Raw genomic sequence first — 20,686 nt, 5'->3', positions numbered from 1 at the left:
AGTACCATTGGTTACATGTCACCAGTGCGCTTTGAGCAACTCTATTATCAGGAAGTTGCGTAACTTATTGTGTCTACTTTATTGACAGAAGAGCATTATGACCGTTAAAGATCAAAACCTATAAATTTGTGTCTCTAAGAGTCAATTATGTCCGTTAGAGATGGGAGGCAGCGGAAAGAAGTTGATCTCCTCTTTCTTCACTATGATTTTGCAAAGCACCGCAGCAGGTTTGCTCCTCAATCAACGTAGGAAAAAATCGATCTGCTCTTCAAAGACTCTCTACTTTGTTTGAGAGCCCTTGCTTTAAGCCTTCCTAGCTTATTATCGTATTAACTTCTCTAACAATAAGCCATTGATCATCTTTTAAAGCCCACTCTTCTGTCGTAAATATCCTAGATAGTTCTTTGTTGTCTTGCACAATCACTTGTTCATAAAAGACGTATGAATATGAGTCATGCTTAGTATGTATAATGCAGTTTTCAAACCTTTTTTGTGCGCCAATTAACGCTTGAACCGACTGCATTAATCCTTCCATAGCCTCCTCATATTGAAAGACTAGGGATTGGCTATTGTCCTTCATAAAAACAGTACAGGAATAGTCCTTATCGTACATGGCAACAACCTTATCCGTATGACCACTTTTCATTGCTTCAGCCCATAAAGAAGCAAATTCATCATGCAAACTCTTAAATTGTTCTACTAGATTCATTTTTTCAGCCATAAGCTACCTCCTATTTCTATATCTAAACGTTTTTTAGGAACTCACCTTGATACTTCTGTACTATAAAATATAAGTTTATACCAACCACTCCCAAAGTGTAAATGTATCATCTTAGTAGGCGAAATAGGGAAGCAACCCTTGATCTCCTTAAGTTTTGGTGTACATACCTATAATCCGTCAGAGTTACCCCAGCATCTCTTAGTGCGTAAGCAAAATCCTCATCAAGCAGCAGCTTGTATTCCCATACTCTCTTTTCCCATGACTGGATCAGCTTGTTCATATTCTCGTCTGGAGCTGCGGGGTGAATATATGTTTCGCAAACACCTTCAGGTAGGTCGTATACTTTTTCAATTAAAGATTTCTTGAAGCTGTCGTATGTCTCACCTTCTTCAATATGGTACGGATGGGTTAACAAATAATCCGGCATTCCTACACCAAGCGTATCTGCAAGAGCTACAACCTTAGCTAGAATCTCTTTAGCATTTGGAATGGTAGCAAGAAACTTATCCTTCGAATAGATATTACGAAAAATTCGAAAGGGCAATCTTCTCTTGGCACACTGCCATAGTACCGCGGGTAAATAGCTTCTTCCCGTCTCAATTCCATACAAGCTCCCCATATGATTATCTACATGAGTAATCTCTAACCCTGCGCTTTTTACCGCTTGAAATTGAGCGACCATTTCCGCTTTAACCTCTTTAGGATCAGCCTTCTGTTCAAATTCCTTGACGGTCATGTGGAGATGACCGCTTTCGTCATGGAGGGAAGGAAGATTGGTCAGGCTCCTCCAGCGATATCCTGTAAATTCACTAGTAAGTGTCAGATGTAGCCCTATGCTCAGTTTTTCTCTTTTCTTGACCCATTCCGCGGCCTCAGCAAAAAATGGAGCAGGTGGCATAATCGTTGCTGAAGATACCTTACCTTCCTCAAGTAAATGCATAATGGCTGTATTGGCAGCTTGACTCTGCCCAAAATCATCACAGTTAATGATTAATTTTCTGTTCATTGTTTTGTTCATGACTGTTTTCTCCTTTCCACTTTCCCATTTCCACCGGAAAAATGTTCCTCAGAAAGAGACTAATTAAGAATGAGATTAGTAATAGTCCAAAGGGAACCACACTGACTAAGTATCTAAAAGCTACCTCCGGATTAGAACCAGGGTTCTCACCACTAACATAGCCAAAGATCATACCCACTATCCAGAAAGCCACTGCAGATATGAGCCCACTAGAGCGAGTAATAAATCCGGCAACAGCAGTATAAATCCCCTCTCTCCTACGTCCAGTTTCCTTAGCGTCTCGATCAATGATTTGTCCGCTAAGTACAGCTGGTGTAACCAAAAATCCAGATAAGCCAAACCCTGCAACAACTCCAGCCAGAATTCCACTCCCTAGCCCATTAGCAAACCATAAAGGAATAACGGCTAAGGCATAAAACAGCATAGCTAAACGCCAGCTCTTTAATCCACCAAGCTTACGTACAATGTAATACCAGACCGCTACAAGTGGGATAACTGAAACAAATATAGCAGCAAGCAAGAGAGAAACCTGCGATTCCGGTATTTTTAGCGCATACTTTGCATAAAACGGGATCATTGAACTAAGCAAACCATTAACTGTTTGAGCAAAGGAATTAGCGATATTGAAGATCCAAAACTCTTTATTTTTGAGCGTGACTCGGAACGCTTCAACTAGCTTCAGCGGAGCTTCCTTCCTAGCTTCTTCCTTCTCTCTTACTGTGACCATACAGAGCCACATGAATACAACAAATGCCACGGCAAAAAGGATAGCCATGTTCGTAAAGCCATAGGCGGCGAAAATAATTGGGGTAACCGCTGAGCCTATCAATAGGGCAATAATTTGAAAGCCCTGCTGTATAGCTGAAGCCTTAGCCCGGATTCGATCGCCGCGAAATAATTCAGGAAATAAAGCACCGTAATTAACCCACAGAATAGTAGAAGCTGTTTCAAAAAGAAGTAAAGCAGCAAGGAACCAGATAAAGAGTTCAGTTCCCTTCATCCCTTCAGGGACAGCAAAGACCATCACAAACGTCAAAACAAAAAACGGCATGGCTGAATAAATCCACGGCTTTCTCCTGCCCCAGCGTGTTCTGGTACGATCCGAAAGGTAACCAAAAAGGGGCTGATCCACCGCATCCCAAATCAAATAAATGGTACGGGCAAGCGTGGCAAGACCTACACTTAAGCCTAGCTTTTCTACGTAATAATAGCTGTAAAAGGAGCTGAAGGCCTGCACAGGGATCATCATAGCTAACATACCAAAGGCGAATGTAAACGGGGAGTTTTGAAGCTTGGTTTTCATAAGCATACTCCTTTAGCCAGCATTAAATTATTAACTAATAATTCAAAATATTAATTCTACAAATTGAATCTGTTTTCCTCTTTTTAATACGCGTGCTACAAAACTAAATTTATAAAAAGGAATACCTTTTAGAGTTGTCGAATCTAATCCTTTATGATGAATAGACTAAACAAAACAACTTTAAAATATATAGTCATAACTATACTATTTCTCTCCTGTTTGCTTGGCTTAAGATGGGCATGGTTCACATACTTTTATACTCCTGAGCATCCGTCTGTCCAGCAAGGAGTACTAGATCTTAGGGGCTGGGCCCTAGAGGGGACATCTTCCATTACACTGAATGGGGATTGGGAGTTCTACCCCTATGCTTTTCTTTATCATGAGGACTTTAATAACCAAACTACTGACCATCGCCCACACTATATTCAAGTTCCTGGAGATTGGCGCGAGGGGTTTGAGGGAGAAAAAAACGCCTCCTTCGGATATGGAACGTATCGTATTAGAATTCTGGTTGACCAGCCGCTAAGCCTACGCTATGCCTTTTGGTTACAGGGCATCCAGGCGTCTTCAGTTGTTGAGATTAACGGAAACGAAGAAATGCCTTTTGGTATTCCAGCAGAGCGTGCAGAGGACTATACTCCTCGAATTGCCTCCTATCTTGCTTACCATAAAAATGAAGATATACAGGAAATAGAGCTACTTATTCGTGTGGCTAATTTTGATAATCCAATAAATGGTGGCATCCTTAGAACGATTAAATTCGGTTCAGAAGCGGCTATAGATAACGAACGTATGTATTCCATTGGCTTTCAGCTTGTAACCTTTGTTATTTTGCTTTTACATGCTTTGTACGCCTTTATCCTATACTTATTTAACACAAAGGAAAAATCATTCCTTCTTTTCTGTATCCTATTATTTTTAGCTAGTATTACAATTGTATCTGACCATGATACTCTCTTAACATTTTGGTTTTCGTTGGATTACGCCTCAATTCTAAAGGTCAGAATGATCTCTTACTTGTGGCTTTCCTTTTTTATCCTGCTTTTGGCTATGAACTTTTCAGGATATGTAAGACGGTCAAAGTATTTTTATAGTTATTTTACGATACTTATTCTCTATACAATTTTTGTAGTGATAGCACCAACAGAGCCTATTTTTCACACTAGAGATATGGGGTTATTTACTATACTATATTTTCTCCCTTTAGTTTGGTTTGTCTATTTGATCGGAAAAATGGTTATGGACAATCAGACTGATGCTGTATTTTTATTGTTTGCCGCAGCAAGTATAGCCTCTAGTGCGATTTGGGGAGCCTTTACTTTTAAAGGAATTGTAGAAACCATTTACTACCCTATAGATATTATTGCAGCACTCGTTGCATTTTCGGCTTATTGGTTTAAGAGATATTTCCGTAATTCAGAAGAGAACGCTAAGCTGAACGAGCAGTTCAGGCAGACTGACAAGCTGAAAGACCAGTTTTTGGCCAATACTTCTCATGAGCTTCGAACACCCTTACATGGAATTATGAACATCGCTCAAAGTGTTAGGGAAAAGGAAAAAGATTCGCTGAGTATAAATAGCTCAGAAAATATGGATCTTCTCATTACCATTAGTCGTAGAATGTCCTATATGCTAGATGATCTACTAGATGTCATCAGACTACAGGACAAACGTATTGTACTGGAGAAGATACCTCTACGCATTGAGTCCATCGCTTCTGGGGTAGTCAGTATGCTTAAGTTCATGACAGAAGGCAAGCCCGTTCAGCTCCAGATAAATATTGAAGAAGCTCTCCCACCAGTTTTAGGTGATGAAAAAAGGCTAGTACAGATTTTATTTAATTTACTGCATAACTCTATTAAATACACGGAGGAAGGGATCATTTCTGTCTCTGCAAAGCTTAAAAACAAACAGATCATTATTCAAGTGTCTGACAGTGGAGTAGGGATGGATCGAGAGACGCAAGAGCGTATTTTTAAGCCATATGAACAAGGACCACATGGAATAACGGATGGTGGCGGAATTGGCTTAGGCTTAAGTATTTGCCAGCAACTAGTTGAGCTTCATGGGAGTAAGCTTACTGTGGTTTCTGAACCTAACAAAGGCTCGATATTTAGTTTTTCCTTACCTGTAGCCTCCTTTGAAGGGTTGCTACCTCTACAAGACGAAAATCAAAAACAACCTATTTTAAGTCAGGAAGCTTTGAACCGGCTAACTCTATCAGAAGCTGTTAGCCATGGCACAGTAATAGCACACTCAGCACCCGTCTTTAATGAAGGGAAATTTAATATTCTTGTGGTTGACGATGATAATGTCAACCTCAAAGTCCTTTTAAGTATTCTGTCCGAAGAGCAATTTAATATCGTGCCCACTACTTCTGCTAGAGAAGCGTTAGAAGTACTTAGCACTAAGCAATGGGACCTGTTAATTGTAGATGTGATGATGCCACATATGTCTGGCTATGAGCTGACACAAAGGGTGAGAGAGAATTTCTCCATTTCTGAGCTTCCTATTCTCTTACTAACTGCACGCAGTCAGCCAGCAGACATCTATACCGGCTTTTCGTCTGGAGCTAATGATTACGTGACTAAGCCTGTTGATGCTATGGAGCTGAAATACCGTATTTGGTCACTCACAACTTTAAAGCACTCTATTAACGAACGCCTACGGATGGAAGCTGCCTATTTACAGGCTCAGATTCAACCTCACTTTTTGTTCAATACGTTAAATTCAATTATGGCGCTAAGTGATATTGATCCGGATAAGATGCGTAAGCTTGGAGATGCCTTTTCCTCTTATTTAAGAATTAGCTTTGACTTCTTGAATTCCGCCGAGCTTGTTACGCTTGAACATGAGCTAGAGCTTGTACGAGCCTATCTATATATTGAACAAGAACGCTTTCCCAATAGGTTAATCGTAAATTGGGATATTGATCCTACAGTGAAGGTAAGCCTCCCTCCTCTCACTATTCAGCCTCTTGTTGAAAATGCAGTAAGTCATGGTGTTTTAGCGAAAACACGAGGAGGCACAGTTTCTATTAGGATTACTCGACAAGACACCTTCACTCTTATTGAGGTTCTAGATGATGGTAAAGGAATGGATCAAAATAAAGTCCAGCAGCTCCTTGATCCATCATTTAGTGAGATGAAAGGAATTGGAGTTGCCAATACAAACCGTAGACTGATCCAGATGTACGGTAACGGATTATCTATCCAAAGTAGTCCTGATAAGGGGACTAGAGTTTCTTTTGTTATACCCAATTGCTGACCTTCAAACGTTGGCAATATTTTTGTAAATAACGCAAGCTCTAAGGCAAGAGAGGCCTTGGAGCTTGCGTTATTTGTTTTAATGCCCCACTAGCGAAAATACCCTTTCTCACTTTGCAGAGGATCTCCTGCTTGCTGCTTCTGTTCCAGAATTTCATGCTTACTCGAATTTCTCGGTTTCTTTTACTTTTGAATTTAATAGACTTTTGAAATTCTCAAAGAAATCAATATGAAAATATTTATTTTCAAAACATTCCCAATATTCTTAAATCAACTTGACTCAATGAATCCAATTACTATAAGATACTCGTATAAATTCAAAACGGCTATTAAACCTATGATAGGGGGAAGACAATGTGCTCCAAGAGCAAATCCTACGGACTCTTGAAAATCTAGACAACATAGATCAGCGCAAGCTATCACGAGTTGCTAATGTTACAGAATCCACCGTATCCAGATATCTTAATGGACATGAAGAAATGAAGTTTGAGTCTGTGTTAAAGATGGTTAAATACTTGTACCCACAACAAGAAAAAGAAGTGATGTCTAAGTATATCCTCACTCAAAGAAGTAAAAATGCTAGACATAGTTTAGAGTACGCTGTAATGAACCAGCTTTGGGACGAATTAGAACAGATTATTGAGCTGCTATCATCCTCTAGTAATCCCGCAGATAAAGAATGGGCCACCATGTATGATTTAATTTATATTAGAAAGCAACAACTTTTAAGTCCTATTGAACAATTAAATAAAGTTGAAGTTTTTAAACCCAAAGAAACTGAAATGCAGATTATGAAGTCACTTGTTAAGGGTTACATCTACAATGACTTAGGTGAGAGGTTTTCTATATTTCTACATATAGAAGATGCAGAAGCTAATATTAGTAATCTTAAAAGTTCCTTTTTAAAAGATTCTTTTACTGTTAGACTAGGTCTATTAATGGGTTATGTGACACTGCTTGAAAATAGAATATTAGAGTCTAGAAATTTTAATACTGCCATCTTAAAGCAAGATTTCTTTGAGGATGTTAAAGCTACAGCTAACCATAATTTAGGGCTTTCATACTTTTTTGAGGATTACCAAGTAGCTTTAAACTATTTTAATAAGGCACTAGATTTCTACCTGTATCATGATCATACCATCCGTATTAGACAAGTACGACTAAATTTATCCTTGCTTATGTCATATTGGAATATAAAATTTGACTATACTCAGCCTATCGGTAATCATAGTAGCTTTCTAAATTATACTTTCTATTTAATAAAAAAGGGTGAACTAGCATTAGCAAACGAATATTTAAGTAAAACAAGCGTTGGGGAGCTAGCTGAATGGGATAAAGCATTCTATTACTATTACAAAGGTCTACTAACAAGTGAGCTATCCCTATACTATTCCTCAGTAGAATTATTTTTAAAAATCGATGATTATTTTCACGCTCAATTACCTCTTTTAGAGCTACAAAAGTTAGGAGAAAACGAAATTGCTTTAAGAATACTTTCAACAAGGAGGAAATAAAAATGAGTAGATTAATTCAATTATTACTTGTTTTTTCTTTAATCGTAATGATTTCTCAACCTAACTCAGGACTATTCACCAAAAATTCAGGGGGCGGAGGAGTTACAGAACCAACAGCTATAAAAGGAGATTTAACCATTTAATTAAAATGAAGATATTACTAAAAAAGAGCTAACTCCAAGCTCTTTTTTATTTTGAAACATCCTCACCTTTCTTTACGTCTAATATATTACACTCTTATACTATTTGGAGGAAAGTCCATGAAGTCATTATTCAGTTCAATATCTGTCACTAGTTTAATATTAATACTGTTATTTGGTTGTAGCACAGGCACTACTGATAATCTTGCGAAAGATTCAATTGGTAAAGTGAATCAAAGCGACGATCTCACAATGGATATTTTTGAAGGAATTGTACTAGAAATTGATGAGCCAACAATCTTAATTTCTACAATAAGTAGTTTGGACAATAGAGAGCGAGTATTTCAACTATTAGTTATCGGCATTGATCATGAAGCTAAAGTAGGTGACAAAGTGAAAATAGGGACTACGGGAGCATATGAAGAAAGTAATCCTGCACAAGGCGTAGCCACAAAAATCGAAGTCATTAGTAAACACAATTAAAAATATCTCATTACAATTCGTTTGAAAGGACCATGCACATGGATGGTCCTTTTTGCTTCGTTTATTTCAGGGAACTCCTTGAGATCCTACTCCCTAAATTTAGCATATCTCAAGGATTCCGTTTGATCATCATCAATTAATGACCACACCGCCTCATTATTTCTCATATGAGGCAATTTCCCAGGTCCTAATAGCTGAGTTTTCCTATGTTCAATTGAATACAGCTGAATACGATTATTCGTTTCCCATATCACATAATCCTCTCCAATATCATAGGAGAATACCTTTCCACTACGTATCCTCATTCTCTCACCTTCACCTCCAAGCGGCTGAATAAACATCTCAGCCATAGTGGCATCTCTATAGTACTCTTCCCAAACTACATATCGGTTGTTTGCTTTCGGAGAGATAACTGTTCTTGGGGCTGTAATTTGCTCCACGATACTCTCCTCTTTTAGGGAGTAAACATAAATCTCTGTATCATCTGACCATATTAGGTCCTCATCAGAAACGTACAATAAGTCGTTATTCAGTTTATCTTGTAAGTCATTGTTTAAATCTATAATGGCTACTGTATTTGTTAGACCTTCCGGCAGACGCATAACATTAACCTCATACTTTTCATCTCCCCCTTCTTCCACCTTCTCCAACCATGCTAAATAGTCAGAGTTAGACAATGAAAGATATGGTAAATGCATTAATGGAAGATGCTTACCGACTGTATGCCTTGCAATTTCCTTCGTTTCCTTGGTTTCTTTAGAATAGGCTTGGATAAGCCACTCTCCTTCATCTACAAGTAACCAATCTACCCATACTATCCAGTTCTCGTTCATTTGAGCAGAATCCAGTTGTCCTCCCGTTCGTGACTCAGCAACCAGCTCCATTCCTCGATCCAAATGATATTCATAGAGCCTCAAGTCGGAATGAGCTGTATATTCAACTCTCTCATCATCTCCTGTCCAAATGACAGTTCCGTTAAAAACATCTGGTTGAACAGCCTTAAAATGTCCTGTATCAATATCATAGGTTAGCTCTATAAAATCGATACCCTCATGACTAGCTTCTGTGCCTGTTGTTGATTCCGTATCATCAATTGTATCAATTGAAATGATATCAGCTTCTTTTTCAATTTCTTGCTCTATCTTGTTATCATCTTCTAGATCGCTATAAGCTGGATCTTTTTCACATGCCCAACTAACAAGCAATATAACGAGCAAGAAGCCTAGATATAGACATTTTCGTAGTCTATTCTTTTCACTCATATTTCACCTCTCACTTCATTGATAATGTTAAGATAAAAGAAATCAGTGTTTGTAAGCTATATTTGATAAAAACACTGGATCTCCTTTACTATTTATGAATTTTAAAAAATTGTAATTTTCCTAAAGGTACTATACATATACAGGATTATATTTTATAAAAAGGGAGAATAAATATGATCATTCTTTTTTATATATAACAATATTATATATCATCATGAAAAACATATATTTAATTTATAGTTAAAACTCGCTTATACTTAGGGTAAACATATATAGAACACTTAAAAATCATATTGAAAGGCGTGATAGCTATGAATCAAAAAACCTGGACTGCTGTAGATGAATATATGACGGATTTACTTGTACCTACTGATCCTTCTCTTGAAGCTGCATTAAAAGCCAATGAAGCAGCTAACCTACCTGCTATTGATGTTGCACCAAATCAGGGGAAGTTCCTGCATTTACTGGCACAAATGAATGGGGCGAAGCGGATTTTAGAAATAGGTACGTTAGGGGGCTACAGTACAATTTGGATGGCTAAGGCTTTGCCAGCGGATGGAAAGCTCGTAACTCTAGAATATGAGCCAAAGCATGCTGAAGTCGCTCTCTCAAATATTGAAAAAGCCGGATACTCTAACCTTGTCGAGCTCCGCAAAGGGGAAGCATTAGACTCCCTTCAACAGCTTCATGATGAAGGGCAGGAGCCTTTTGATCTAATTTTTATTGATGCCGACAAGGAGAATAACCCACACTACTTTCAGTGGGCTCTAACCTTCTCTAAAAAAGGAACGCTAATTATTGTAGACAATGTAGTTCGAGATGGTGAGGTCGTTAATGCGAACAGTAATGATGAGCGGGTACACGGAGTTCGACGCATGTTTGAATTAATGGCCCAAGAGGCTAGGGTTAGTACAACAGCCATTCAAACAGTAGGTAGCAAAGGATATGACGGGCTTTCCATTGCACTTGTGATTAAGTAAATTGAATAGGATCCTATAGCATCTTAAATGACATATTGTGACCATACCTGATTGAAATACGACCTGATCTAAAAAGGAGAGGACGCCTTTGGCTAAGCAATTTTCTGAAATTCTCCCTGAGCATAAAAGCTTTATTGAGAGGCAGCATCTATTTTTTGTTGCGTCAGCTCCAATGCTAGCAAATGGGCATGTCAACATCTCCCCTAAGGGGTACGATTCGTTTAAGCTTCTATCCTCCACTGAAGCTGCCTATTTAGATTTAACAGGGAGTGGGAACGAAACCAGTGCACACATTACCGAAAATGGCAGAATTACATTGATGTTTATCTCCTTTGATCAAAAACCATTAATATTACGTCTTTACGGGAAGGGTGAAGTCATCCTGCCAGATACAGAGAGGTGGGATGAGTATGTCGCTCAATTTGATCCACTTCCTGGAGCGCGGCAAATCATCTACACCAAGATTCACTTAGTGCAGACCTCCTGTGGCTTTGGAATACCGTATTATACCTATGAAGGGGATCGAGATACGTTGCACAAATTTGCTCTTAATAAGGGGCAGGATGGATTAGAGGAATACCGTCAATTGAAAAATTCAACCACACTTGATGGACTCCAGACTCCACTTGGAAAGCTGCAATAAAATGATAGTTAAGTGCAAATATACAGTTAAATAATTGATTTATCACAAAATATTTTCATTTAACTGCAGAAATGCAATTATTTCTTCAATACCTTGTCACTATGCTCTGTTTTAAATCCACTAAATGTATTTTTGCACTTAATATGATGAAGGTTAACATAAAGCGGTGTAATAAATGTATTTTTGCACTTGATCTTTTTTTAGATTTCAATTGGTGCAGGATCTTGTCCTATTTCCTAGTTCAATTCGTACTGTGGTTTACCATAATACAGTGAACACCGTACGAAGGAAGTTATGTACGGTGTTCGTTCAGATTGGATAATCAAATTTGTAGAAAAGCAGATTAGAAAATCGAATGACTTAATGAAATTAATAAATTAAATTTATAATCTCTTCTTTTTCAACGTTTCCAAAGTATTTCTTCACGTCTATATCCTGCAGTGCTTTTTCAATCTCATCGCGTTCATAACGCAAGCCGATAAGCTTGTCCGCAATTTCATTTACATCTCCTACACCGAAGAAGTCTCCGTAGATCACACAGTTCTCTATAACCCCACCCTCACTTACCTCTAAACGAATATCAATTTTACCAACAGGGAAACGGTGTGAGTGCTGTAGGTTGAATTTTGGAGAGCGGCCAAAATTCCAATCCCAGTTCTGATAACGCTCAAGGGATATCTCCCTGATTTTCTTCCAATCGTCTTCTGTCAACACATACTCTTCAATATTCTCCGAGCCATCAAATATAGAACGAAGCAGTAGAGAACGGAATTCTTCTATAGAAATTTTTTCATTCAAAAATTCAGAGATATTTGCTACACGGCTACGAATCGACTTAATTCCTTTAGATTCAATCTTGTCCTTACTCACCTTAAGGGCTGAAACAACATGCTCAATCTCAGAATCAAATAAAAGTGTACCATGGCTAAACATCCGACCACGTGTAGAAAATTGGGCGTTGCCTGAAATTTTCCGTCCATCTCCGGCGATAATATCATTACGTCCTTTTAGCTCAGCCGTAACTCCAAGCTTAGCCAAGGCAGCCACTACGGGCTCAGTAAACTTTTTAAAATTACTAAAGCTCTCTCCATCATCCTTCGTGATAAAGCTGAAGTTCAGATTCCCATGATCATGATAGACGGCTCCACCACCAGACAACCGTCGCACGACATGAATCCCATTCTGATTTACATACTCTGTGTTAATCTCTTCAATTGTGTTTTGATTTCTTCCAATAATAATAGAAGGCTCATTTATGTAAAAAAGTAAATATGTTTCGTCAATATCTAGATGCTTTAAAGCATACTCCTCTATCGCTAGGTTAATTTTAGGATCCGTTATTCCTTGGTTATCTATAAACAGCATGTTGTACACTCTCCTTTTAGAATGCAATACTTGAAATAGCTTTTGTAGCTCCTATAGCTCCTGCGCTTTTAAAGCTAGTTGGGTATTCCATAGCAAATGCAGTAATCTCCTTTATTCTATGTGATATAAGAAAATGTTTCAAATAGTAAAGGTAAAAAGCCGACTTCGTTTACTTACTTGAAATCGGCTTAACATAGCATACATAATTTTCTTGATGACTTATCTTTACTTCTTACTTTCCTAATAACATATATTATTTCTTGAGAACATGCCTTATATTTTTCTTGATAACATGTCTTATAGATAATGCTCTTTCACAAAATCTACAACTTCCTCAGACGTACCCATAGCTAAAAGCTTTTCTACCTGTCCTTCAAGCTCAGCTTTAGATAATCCTTTAATTTGCGAGCGTGCCTTAAGAATGGAGGAAGCACTCATGGAGAATTCGTCTAAGCCTAGTCCTAATAAAATTGGAATAGCAATTTCATCACCAGCCATCTCTCCACACATACCCGCCCACTTTCCTTCTTTGTGTGCGGCATCAATAACCATCTTAATAAGGCGCAAAATAGCTGGGTTATAAGGCTGATAAAGGTATGAAACTCGCTCATTCATACGGTCAGCTGCGAACGTATACTGAATTAAATCATTCGTTCCAATGGAGAAAAAGTCTACTACCTTAGCAAATTGGTCAGCTAGAATGGCCGTAGAAGGAATCTCTACCATGATCCCTACTTCAATCTCCTTCGCTAACTCCACACCTTCACCTTGTAGCTTCTCCTTTTCCTCCTCTAGGATAGCCTTAGCTTGATGAAACTCATCAAGAGTTGCGATCATCGGGAACATTACCTTTAATTGACCAAAACGGCTTGCTCTTAGTAGGGCTCGTAGCTGTGTACGGAACATATCCTCTTTTTCTAAGCACAGACGAATAGCTCGGAATCCTAAGAATGGGTTCATTTCCTTAGGTAGGTCTAAGTATGATAATTCCTTATCTCCGCCAATATCTAACGTACGGACAACCACAGGCTTGCCTTCCATTCGCTCAAGGACTGTTTTATATACGTCATATTGCTCATCCTCTGTTGGAAGGGAATCTCTACCCATGTATAGAAACTCTGTACGGAATAGTCCTACACCCTCTCCACCGTTCTCAATTACTCCTTTAATATCCTCAGCCGTTCCAATGTTAGCTGCTAGCTCTACGTGATGCCCCTCAGACGTAAGGGTCTTCTCAGCCACAAGCTTAGCCCATTCCTTTTTCTGCTGAGCATATTCCTCTTTCTTCCCTTTATACTCTTCTATGACATTCTCCGCAGGGTTAATAATAACATCCCCTGTTAATCCATCTACAATAACTAGGTCGCCATTTTTAATGTCAGCCGTTGCTTGCTTTGTTCCTACAACAGCTGGAATCTCTAAGGAACGAGCCATAATGGCTGAGTGAGATGTACGCCCTCCAATATCTGTGACAAAGCCTTTTACGTATTTGTTTAGCTGAGCCGTCTCAGAAGGAGTTAGATCATCGGCAATAACGATAACATCCTCTGAAATTAAAGTAGGGCTAGCTAGTTCAATTCCTAGAAGATTGGCTAGGGCTCTTTTTGTTACGTCTCTAATATCTGCTGCACGTTCCTTCATGTAGTCATTATCCATACCTTCAAACATGCTGACAAACATCTGAGAGACTTCATTTAAAGCAAACTCAGCATTCACCTTGTCTTGTTCAATTTTATCTTGAATAGGATGAAGAAGCTCAGGATCACTTAAGACTAACAGGTGTGCAGAAAAAATTTCAGCTTTATCATCGCCGAGCTCTTTACGTGTATGCTCTTTGATTTTTTCTAGCTGCTCTTTAGAAGTATTAATAGCTTGCTCAAAGCGCTCAATCTCAGCTACTGTGTCTTCAATCGTCTTTTTTTCTGTAGAAAGCTCTGGGCTCTCTAAGCGAAAAGCCTTTGCTACAGCAATACCTGCCGATGCGGCGATTCCTTCTAGCTTTTTACTCATCACTCAGCAATCCCTTCGTTTTTAAGTGCTTCCTCTAATGCTGTAATAGCCGCCTCTTCATCTGTACCATCTGTCGTAATTTTGATCGTGCTACCCTTTGGAATACCCAAAGAAAGGACACCCATAATGGATTTTAAGTTGACACTACGGCCGTTATACTCAAGTTGAACATCTGCTTCAAAGCCGCTAGCCTTTTGTACAATAGCTGTTGCTGGACGCGCGTGAACACCCTCCTGTGCTGTTACTGTAAATTCCTTTGCCTTCATTCCTCAACATCCTTTCTCTTTTGAATAACTTTATTTTAGTAACTATCATTTGTTCCACTGCGATATCTTACTAACGTTTGCTCTCTCATACTTCTCCTACCTTGGCATCGTGCTATTACCAATCAACTAAACATGGTAGTGTTTTAGAATAAGTTCAACTAGAGCTGATTCTTTAGGAAGTCCTGTAAACTTAGGAAGCGCTAGCTCGACCCCATTTGTTTGTATTTCCTTCTGTAATTCGACAGCTTCTGGGTCTTCTGCATAATTATAATGTAAGGCGGCAGCGATCCCTTTTGCTAGATGCTCAGGCTCCTTCTGTAGAAGCTCAACGTACTGCTTAGCTGGAGAGATCAAACGATCATTTGCTCCAAGCTTACGTAATGGCGAACGTCCTACACGAGTCACTTCATCGGAGATATAAGGATTTAAGAAACGTTCAATGATTTTCGCTATATACGCACGATGCTCATTTTCATCAAAGTTATATTTCTCTATTAGTACATTCCCTGATTCTTTTAATGCCGCTTCAACGATAGCTAGGATTTCCTCGTTTTGCATCGCTTCATTAATGGTCTCAATTCCTGCTTTATAGCCAAGATAGGCAGCGATAGCGTGCCCCGTATTAACTGTGAAGAGCTTTCTCTCAATATATGGAGTAAGGTCGTGTACTAATTGTAACCCCTCTACATGTGGGATAACGTCTACAGCCTGCCCACCCTCTACAATCCACTCAAAGAAAGGCTCTACCATAACCATCAGCTTATCTGCATTGGACTGTAGGGGAACAATTCGGTCAACCGCAGCATTCGGAAAGTGGAATAAGCGATCAAATTGCTCTTGCTCACCTACTTGTAGCTTTTCATACACTTTTTCTTGTAAGAAAGCACTACCACCGATCATATTTTCACAGGAAATAATCGCTAGAGGCTTACTGTTTGATACCGCTCTTTGCTTTAAGCCTTGATAAAGCAAATCTGAAATCAAAGGCAAAATTTGTGGCCCTACAGCTGTAGTAATAAGGTCTGCCTGAACAATTTCCTCGATGACTTGTTCAGGGTGAAGCTGACTATGCACCGCTTTAACCTTTTGAACAACATGCTCATCTGTTGTTAGCTCTGCTAATACAACTCGGTATTCCTGCTTCTCATTTAATAGATCTACAATCTCCTGATTGACGTCCACAAACGTCGTAGAAAAGCCAGACTTGTATAATAAGCTTCCGATAAAGCCTCGACCGATATTTCCAGCCCCGAAATGTACAGCCTTCACATTAATTCACTCCTTCAAAAAGCTCAAGGATTTCGTCCGCAGATTGAGCCTGTACAAGACGCTCAATATTTTCTTCCTCTGAGCAAACGATAGCGATTTGAGAAAGAATATCTAGATGCTCATCGTTTTTTCCAGCAATCCCAATAATAAGTTTAGCTATATTTCCTTTACCGAAATCCACACCATTAGGAGCTTGAATGACTACAATCCCTGAATTTATTACCGTATGCTTAGCATCCTCTGTTCCATGTGGAATGGCCACAAAATTGCCCATGAACGTACTGGAAAGCTGTTCGCGCTCTAGCATTTTCTCAATGTACGCTTCTTCCACATAGCCTTGCTTAACCAATGTATCTCCTGCTAGCCTAATCGCACTTTCCATATCTGCAATCTCTTGATTTAGTAGAATGTTCTCTTTCGCTAATACAGTTTGTGGCATTGTTAATCTCTCCTCTTATCTATAGTATTGGTAAATTGGGTCAAGTAAAATTGTTCAAATTTATTCGTCACATAGCTGGAAATGGCTTCAAAGTCAGTGGAGTGGAACAGCTCCAGACTTTTTTCATCTTCAATGATAAGAGTGCTAATATAGCTAAGCAGCTCCATTTCCTGATCACTCGCATTAAGGGGAGCTAGCAATAAAATAACTTGCTTGATTTCCATTTCCTCCTGATCCATTCCTAAAGCTAATAGCGGCTCGTGAAGACTATATATACTAAAGGACGGGGTAGGAATACTTTCATGACGAGCATGGAACAGAGCAAGATGTGTGTCTGGAATACCTAAGCCTCCCAGCTTTTCACGCTCTAAAATAGCTTCCTTTACAGCATCTCCATTCGCAATAGGAACAATCCCTTGCTGGATAAGATGATCGACTGCTGCAGATATAACGTCTGTACTTGATTGTACACTCCTGATTTCATGGACAAGCAAATGCTTAAGCAGCGTCAATATAGCTTGAGTATACCCATGCATCTCTTCTAGGGATGACAAGAATTGTTCCTTCCCTTGGCCTCCTCTAAAGCGCTCAGAGGATTTTAGACCAAGAATTCCCTTTCTTTCCTGTACCCTAATTTTATCCTTAATATGGGCAATCTCCTCTTTGGTTAGGATAGGGTTTACTAGGATATAATGCTCCGGTAGCTCAGGAGAGTGAACCGTCGAAATAATCAAATCATACTCATCTAGATCTAGCCGGCTTGCTTCAAAAAGCGATACATTTCTCGGATTCTCGATTTCAGGAATTTCCTGCTGTAGTCTTGTTGCTAGCATTTTGGAGGTTCCTATTCCACTAGAACAGATGATTAAGGCATGGACAGGTTCTTTTTCCCTATTTCCCATGAGTGCAGAGCCAAAATGTAAAACAAGATAGCCAATTTCCTCATCAGGTACATCAAGGTCAGGAAAATGCTGCCCGACGCCATCTCGAATAATAGAGAACAATACAGCATAATCTGCTTTGATTTGAGGTAACAATGGATTGTGAATTCCCATGTTCTGCTTAATCCTAAAAATAGCAGGGCGCAAATGGGCAACAAGTCCTTGAAGTAGAGATGTATGACTTGTCAAATCCGTTTGAACCTGTTTACCTACATAATCAATAAGCGCCTTCGCCTTAACAGCTAAGTTGAAGCTAGCATCCTCTATCAGGAATTTCTTATCATACCTTAGCTTAGCTCCTCTTAAGTGCATCGTAATATAGCCTATTTCAGCTGGAGGGATTTGGATATCAAATACCTTTTCCAGCTTTTCAATCACCTTTTGAGCTAGACTATACTCCATCGTTCCTTGTAAACTAATCAAATACTCCTGATCAATTTGAATATTCTCCCCTTGAAGAATACGCTCAATCGCTAAGGCTAAATGGATGACTAATCCAATGTATGCACTATCAGCAATGGTGTAGGGGAGCTCCCGGTTCATTTCTTCTAAGACCTTCTCTACTTCAAGCAGCTTTTCTTTTTCTACAAAACCAAGCAACCTTTCTGAAATCGAGTTGGTGTATGTTGTGCCCTTTTTTTGTATGGCTGCTCTGACAAAGGAAAGGAATTCAAATTCATCGATATTTTTAGATATGAGGCTACTCATGGCTCGTCTTTTGGAGGATTCACTTCCAGAAATCCCAACACCATAGCCTCTGCGTCTAATCAATATTAAACCAAAGCCATTAAGCTTCTCCTGTAGCTTCGATAAATCATTGCTTATGGTCGCAATAGTTACATTTAATTCATGGGCTAAAGCGACAAGCTTTACTGGCTCACGTTCGTTTGTTTCTAAGAGGGCACACAAAATAACCGTTTGACGTTCTTCAGGTGTGTATTCATTATGAGAGGCGTTGAACAGGAACATTTTCAAATTACGAATGTGCTCCGCTTTTCCTTCAACCTTAATCCCTACGCCAGATTTCTTAATGAGACGCAGGTCATATTCGTTGACAATATCCTCAACACCCTTTAGATCCCTATGAATGGTACGCACACTGACGTCAATTTGATCAGCTAGATCCTTTACCGTCACTTCATCAGGCTTATCCAACAGATAATCTAATATTTTTCTTTCTCTAGCGGAAATATAAATGTTCATCACTCCACAATTTGTGATAGAAAGAAAGACGATAGCATGCTCTACTCTTAGATGCCCGATATGAAGGTTGATGCTTCATGCTATTACCTTAATAATAAAACGTTTTCACTGAGATTGAAACAGAATGTAAGTATAGTTTCGTCTAATGTATTGTTGCCACTTTTTAATAGCTTAATAAACAATGCAGCAAAAAGCATATTTTGGCAACATCTTTACTTTGTATTCTTGCTTTAAGCTCTTTTTCCCGCACATTGATAACAGATCCTGAACATTAATCCATCGAATCGCTAAAAAAAGAACAGGAGACATTTAGAGTACCTATACCCTTATGTCTTCTGTTCTATTTAATGATTTGTGAAAAACTCTGTTATTTTTGCTCTTTTAATTGCTCAACAAGCTCATCGTATTTAGGACTGTTTAGGAAGCTTTCTACTGAAATATGCGCAGCCGTAGGAAGCTTAGCCTTCGCACGATCCGTTAAATCGCGATGTGTAATGACGATGTCAGCATCGTCTGGGATGTTGTTGATAGCTTTATTTGTTACGCTAATATCTAGACCAGCATCTTTGAACTTCTTACGAAGGATTGAAGCTCCCATAGCACTTGAGCCCATTCCTGCGTCACAAGCAAAGATAACCTTCTGTACGTTTGTACCTACTACCACGTTTTCTTCCTCTTTTTTAACTAAGTTTGATACGGAATCACTTTTCTTTCCTTTAAGAGCTTGTGTTTTTGCTGCTGCTGCCTCTAGATCGTCTTCGCCTTTTTTACCTACGCGAAGAATAACTGCTGCGACAACAAAGGAAACAAGCGTAGCTACTAAGACACCGGCAATCATTCCAACATAATCGGTTGATGGAGTCATTGCAAAGTAAGCAAAGATACTACCAGGTGATGGTGTTGCTCTTAACCCAACATCAAATAAGGCAAAAGTAGCTACACCACTAATTCCTCCAGCGATAACAGCAAGGAATAATAATGGTCTCATTAAGACATACGGGAAGTAAATCTCATGAATACCACCCAAGAAGTGAATAATAGCTGCACCAGATGCAGATTGCTTCGCCATTCCTTTACCGAATAACATAAAAGCAAGTAAAATACCTAAACCAGGTCCCGGATTTGTTTCTAGCATAAATAGGATAGATTTACCTGTACGTGCTGCCTCTTCAATAGCAATCGGTCCTAATATTCCATGGTTAATGGCATTGTTTAAGAATAGAACCTTAGCTGGTTCAACAAAGATATTAGCAAATGGGAGCAATCCAGCATCTACAATGAAGCGTACTCCTCCTGCTAGCACATCGTTTAGAACCACTACAGCAGGACCGATGGCAACAAATGAAGCAATCGCTAGAATCGCTCCTAGGATACCAGCTGTAAAGTTATTGATAAGCATCTCGAAGCCTGAAGGAATTTTCCCTTCAAGAGCGTCATCAATCTTCTTGATCAAGAAACCTCCTAGAGGTCCTACGATCATAGCTCCAAGGAACATTGGGATGTCTGCTCCAACGATCACCCCGATCGTTGCTGCTGCACCCACAACCCCTCCGCGGACATCGTGGATCATTTTACCACCCGTATATCCGATAAGGATAGGTAGTAAGTACGTAATCATTGGCCCTACTAATTCAGCAAGGCTTTCATTTGGCAACCAGCCAGTTTCAATAAATAAGGCAGTAATAAGTCCCCATGCAATAAATGCACCTATGTTTGGCAAAATCATGCCACTTAAAAAACTTCCGAAGCGCTGAGCTTTAACTCGAAAGCCTCCATTAGATGTTTGTTCTGACATTTTTATTTCCTCCTTTCGCAATAGGTAGGTACACCTTAATGATAAAGCGCTTTCAGCCTATATTTCAA

17 protein-coding genes are annotated in these 20,686 nt (G+C 39.1%); 6 read left to right on the top strand and 11 right to left on the bottom strand.

Features of this window, described 5'->3' with window-relative positions; all coding sequences use genetic code 11:
• Window positions 1-313: 313 nt before the first annotated feature.
• From J2S11_RS18060 to J2S11_RS18050, 3 genes are all read right to left on the bottom strand, one after another.
• Entirely contained in the window at window positions 314-721 is a 408-nt protein-coding gene (locus J2S11_RS18060) for a hypothetical protein (RefSeq protein ID WP_307396941.1), read from the bottom strand.
• 106 nt (window positions 722-827) lie between these two features.
• A complete protein-coding gene (locus J2S11_RS18055; RefSeq protein WP_307396939.1) occupies window positions 828-1,739 on the bottom strand; it encodes a polysaccharide deacetylase family protein in 912 nt (303 codons plus the stop codon).
• The gene (locus J2S11_RS18050) at window positions 1,705-3,042 is read right to left on the bottom strand and encodes an MFS transporter (RefSeq protein WP_307396937.1); all 1,338 of its coding nucleotides are present in this window, start codon (window positions 3,040-3,042) and stop codon (window positions 1,705-1,707) included. Before J2S11_RS18050 ends, J2S11_RS18055 begins: the two co-directional genes overlap by 35 nt.
• Before the next feature lie 153 nt (window positions 3,043-3,195).
• Between J2S11_RS18050 and J2S11_RS18045 the strand changes: the two genes are divergently transcribed.
• The 4 genes from J2S11_RS18045 (at window position 3,196) to J2S11_RS18030 (ending at window position 8,445) form a co-directional block, all read left to right on the top strand.
• The gene (locus J2S11_RS18045; RefSeq protein WP_307396935.1) at window positions 3,196-6,309 is read left to right on the top strand and encodes a hybrid sensor histidine kinase/response regulator; all 3,114 of its coding nucleotides are present in this window, start codon (window positions 3,196-3,198) and stop codon (window positions 6,307-6,309) included.
• 355 nt (window positions 6,310-6,664) lie between these two features.
• Entirely contained in the window at window positions 6,665-7,822 is a 1,158-nt protein-coding gene (locus J2S11_RS18040) for an AimR family lysis-lysogeny pheromone receptor (protein ID WP_307396934.1), read from the top strand.
• Window positions 7,823-7,824: 2 nt separating this feature from the next.
• Window positions 7,825-7,965, top strand: coding sequence for a hypothetical protein (locus J2S11_RS18035; protein ID WP_307396933.1), 141 nt, complete (start codon window positions 7,825-7,827; stop codon window positions 7,963-7,965).
• Between the two features lie 117 nt (window positions 7,966-8,082).
• Complete coding sequence (locus J2S11_RS18030) at window positions 8,083-8,445, top strand: DUF3221 domain-containing protein (RefSeq protein WP_307396931.1); 363 nt, start codon at window positions 8,083-8,085, stop codon at window positions 8,443-8,445.
• Between the two features lie 86 nt (window positions 8,446-8,531).
• Here the strand turns inward: J2S11_RS18030 and J2S11_RS18025 are convergent, their stop codons facing one another.
• The gene (locus J2S11_RS18025; protein WP_307396929.1) at window positions 8,532-9,707 is read right to left on the bottom strand and encodes a hypothetical protein; all 1,176 of its coding nucleotides are present in this window, start codon (window positions 9,705-9,707) and stop codon (window positions 8,532-8,534) included.
• Window positions 9,708-10,018: 311 nt separating this feature from the next.
• On the opposite strand from J2S11_RS18025, the gene J2S11_RS18020 reads away from it, so the two are divergent.
• Together J2S11_RS18020 and J2S11_RS18015 are read left to right on the top strand one after the other, a co-directional pair.
• Window positions 10,019-10,687 (top strand): O-methyltransferase, encoded by a 669-nt coding sequence (locus J2S11_RS18020; protein WP_307396927.1) that lies wholly within the window; start codon window positions 10,019-10,021, stop codon window positions 10,685-10,687.
• A gap of 88 nt (window positions 10,688-10,775) precedes the next feature.
• The gene (locus J2S11_RS18015) at window positions 10,776-11,330 is read left to right on the top strand and encodes a pyridoxamine 5'-phosphate oxidase family protein (RefSeq protein WP_307396925.1); all 555 of its coding nucleotides are present in this window, start codon (window positions 10,776-10,778) and stop codon (window positions 11,328-11,330) included.
• Window positions 11,331-11,699: 369 nt separating this feature from the next.
• Here J2S11_RS18015 and J2S11_RS18010 read toward each other — a convergent pair whose 3' ends face one another.
• The 7 genes from J2S11_RS18010 to J2S11_RS17980 all read right to left on the bottom strand — a co-directional run bounded on the left by J2S11_RS18010 (window position 11,700) and on the right by J2S11_RS17980 (window position 20,618).
• Window positions 11,700-12,695, bottom strand: a complete 996-nt coding sequence (locus J2S11_RS18010; protein ID WP_307396923.1) for a lipoate--protein ligase — start codon at window positions 12,693-12,695, stop codon at window positions 11,700-11,702.
• Window positions 12,696-12,992: 297 nt separating this feature from the next.
• Complete coding sequence (gene ptsP, locus J2S11_RS18005; protein WP_307396921.1) at window positions 12,993-14,705, bottom strand: phosphoenolpyruvate--protein phosphotransferase; 1,713 nt, start codon at window positions 14,703-14,705, stop codon at window positions 12,993-12,995.
• Window positions 14,705-14,971: a phosphocarrier protein HPr gene (locus J2S11_RS18000; RefSeq protein WP_307396919.1), complete on the bottom strand. Its 267-nt coding sequence runs from the start codon at window positions 14,969-14,971 to the stop codon at window positions 14,705-14,707. The genes ptsP and J2S11_RS18000 overlap by 1 nt, the downstream gene beginning before the upstream one ends.
• A 126-nt stretch (window positions 14,972-15,097) precedes the next feature.
• Complete coding sequence (locus J2S11_RS17995) at window positions 15,098-16,240, bottom strand: mannitol-1-phosphate 5-dehydrogenase (protein ID WP_307396918.1); 1,143 nt, start codon at window positions 16,238-16,240, stop codon at window positions 15,098-15,100.
• Window position 16,241: 1 nt separating this feature from the next.
• Window positions 16,242-16,679, bottom strand: coding sequence for a PTS mannitol transporter subunit IIA (locus J2S11_RS17990; protein WP_307396916.1), 438 nt, complete (start codon window positions 16,677-16,679; stop codon window positions 16,242-16,244).
• Between the two features lie 2 nt (window positions 16,680-16,681).
• Entirely contained in the window at window positions 16,682-18,823 is a 2,142-nt protein-coding gene (locus tag J2S11_RS17985; RefSeq protein ID WP_307396914.1) for a BglG family transcription antiterminator, read from the bottom strand.
• Between the two features lie 367 nt (window positions 18,824-19,190).
• Entirely contained in the window at window positions 19,191-20,618 is a 1,428-nt protein-coding gene (locus J2S11_RS17980) for a PTS mannitol transporter subunit IIBC (protein WP_307396912.1), read from the bottom strand.
• Between the last annotated feature and the right edge of the window lie 68 nt (window positions 20,619-20,686).

This window comes from Bacillus horti (assembly GCF_030813115.1).
Lineage (GTDB): Bacteria > Bacillota > Bacilli > Caldalkalibacillales > JCM-10596 > Bacillus_CH > Bacillus_CH horti.
This window is presented reverse-complemented; position numbering and strand designations above follow the sequence as displayed.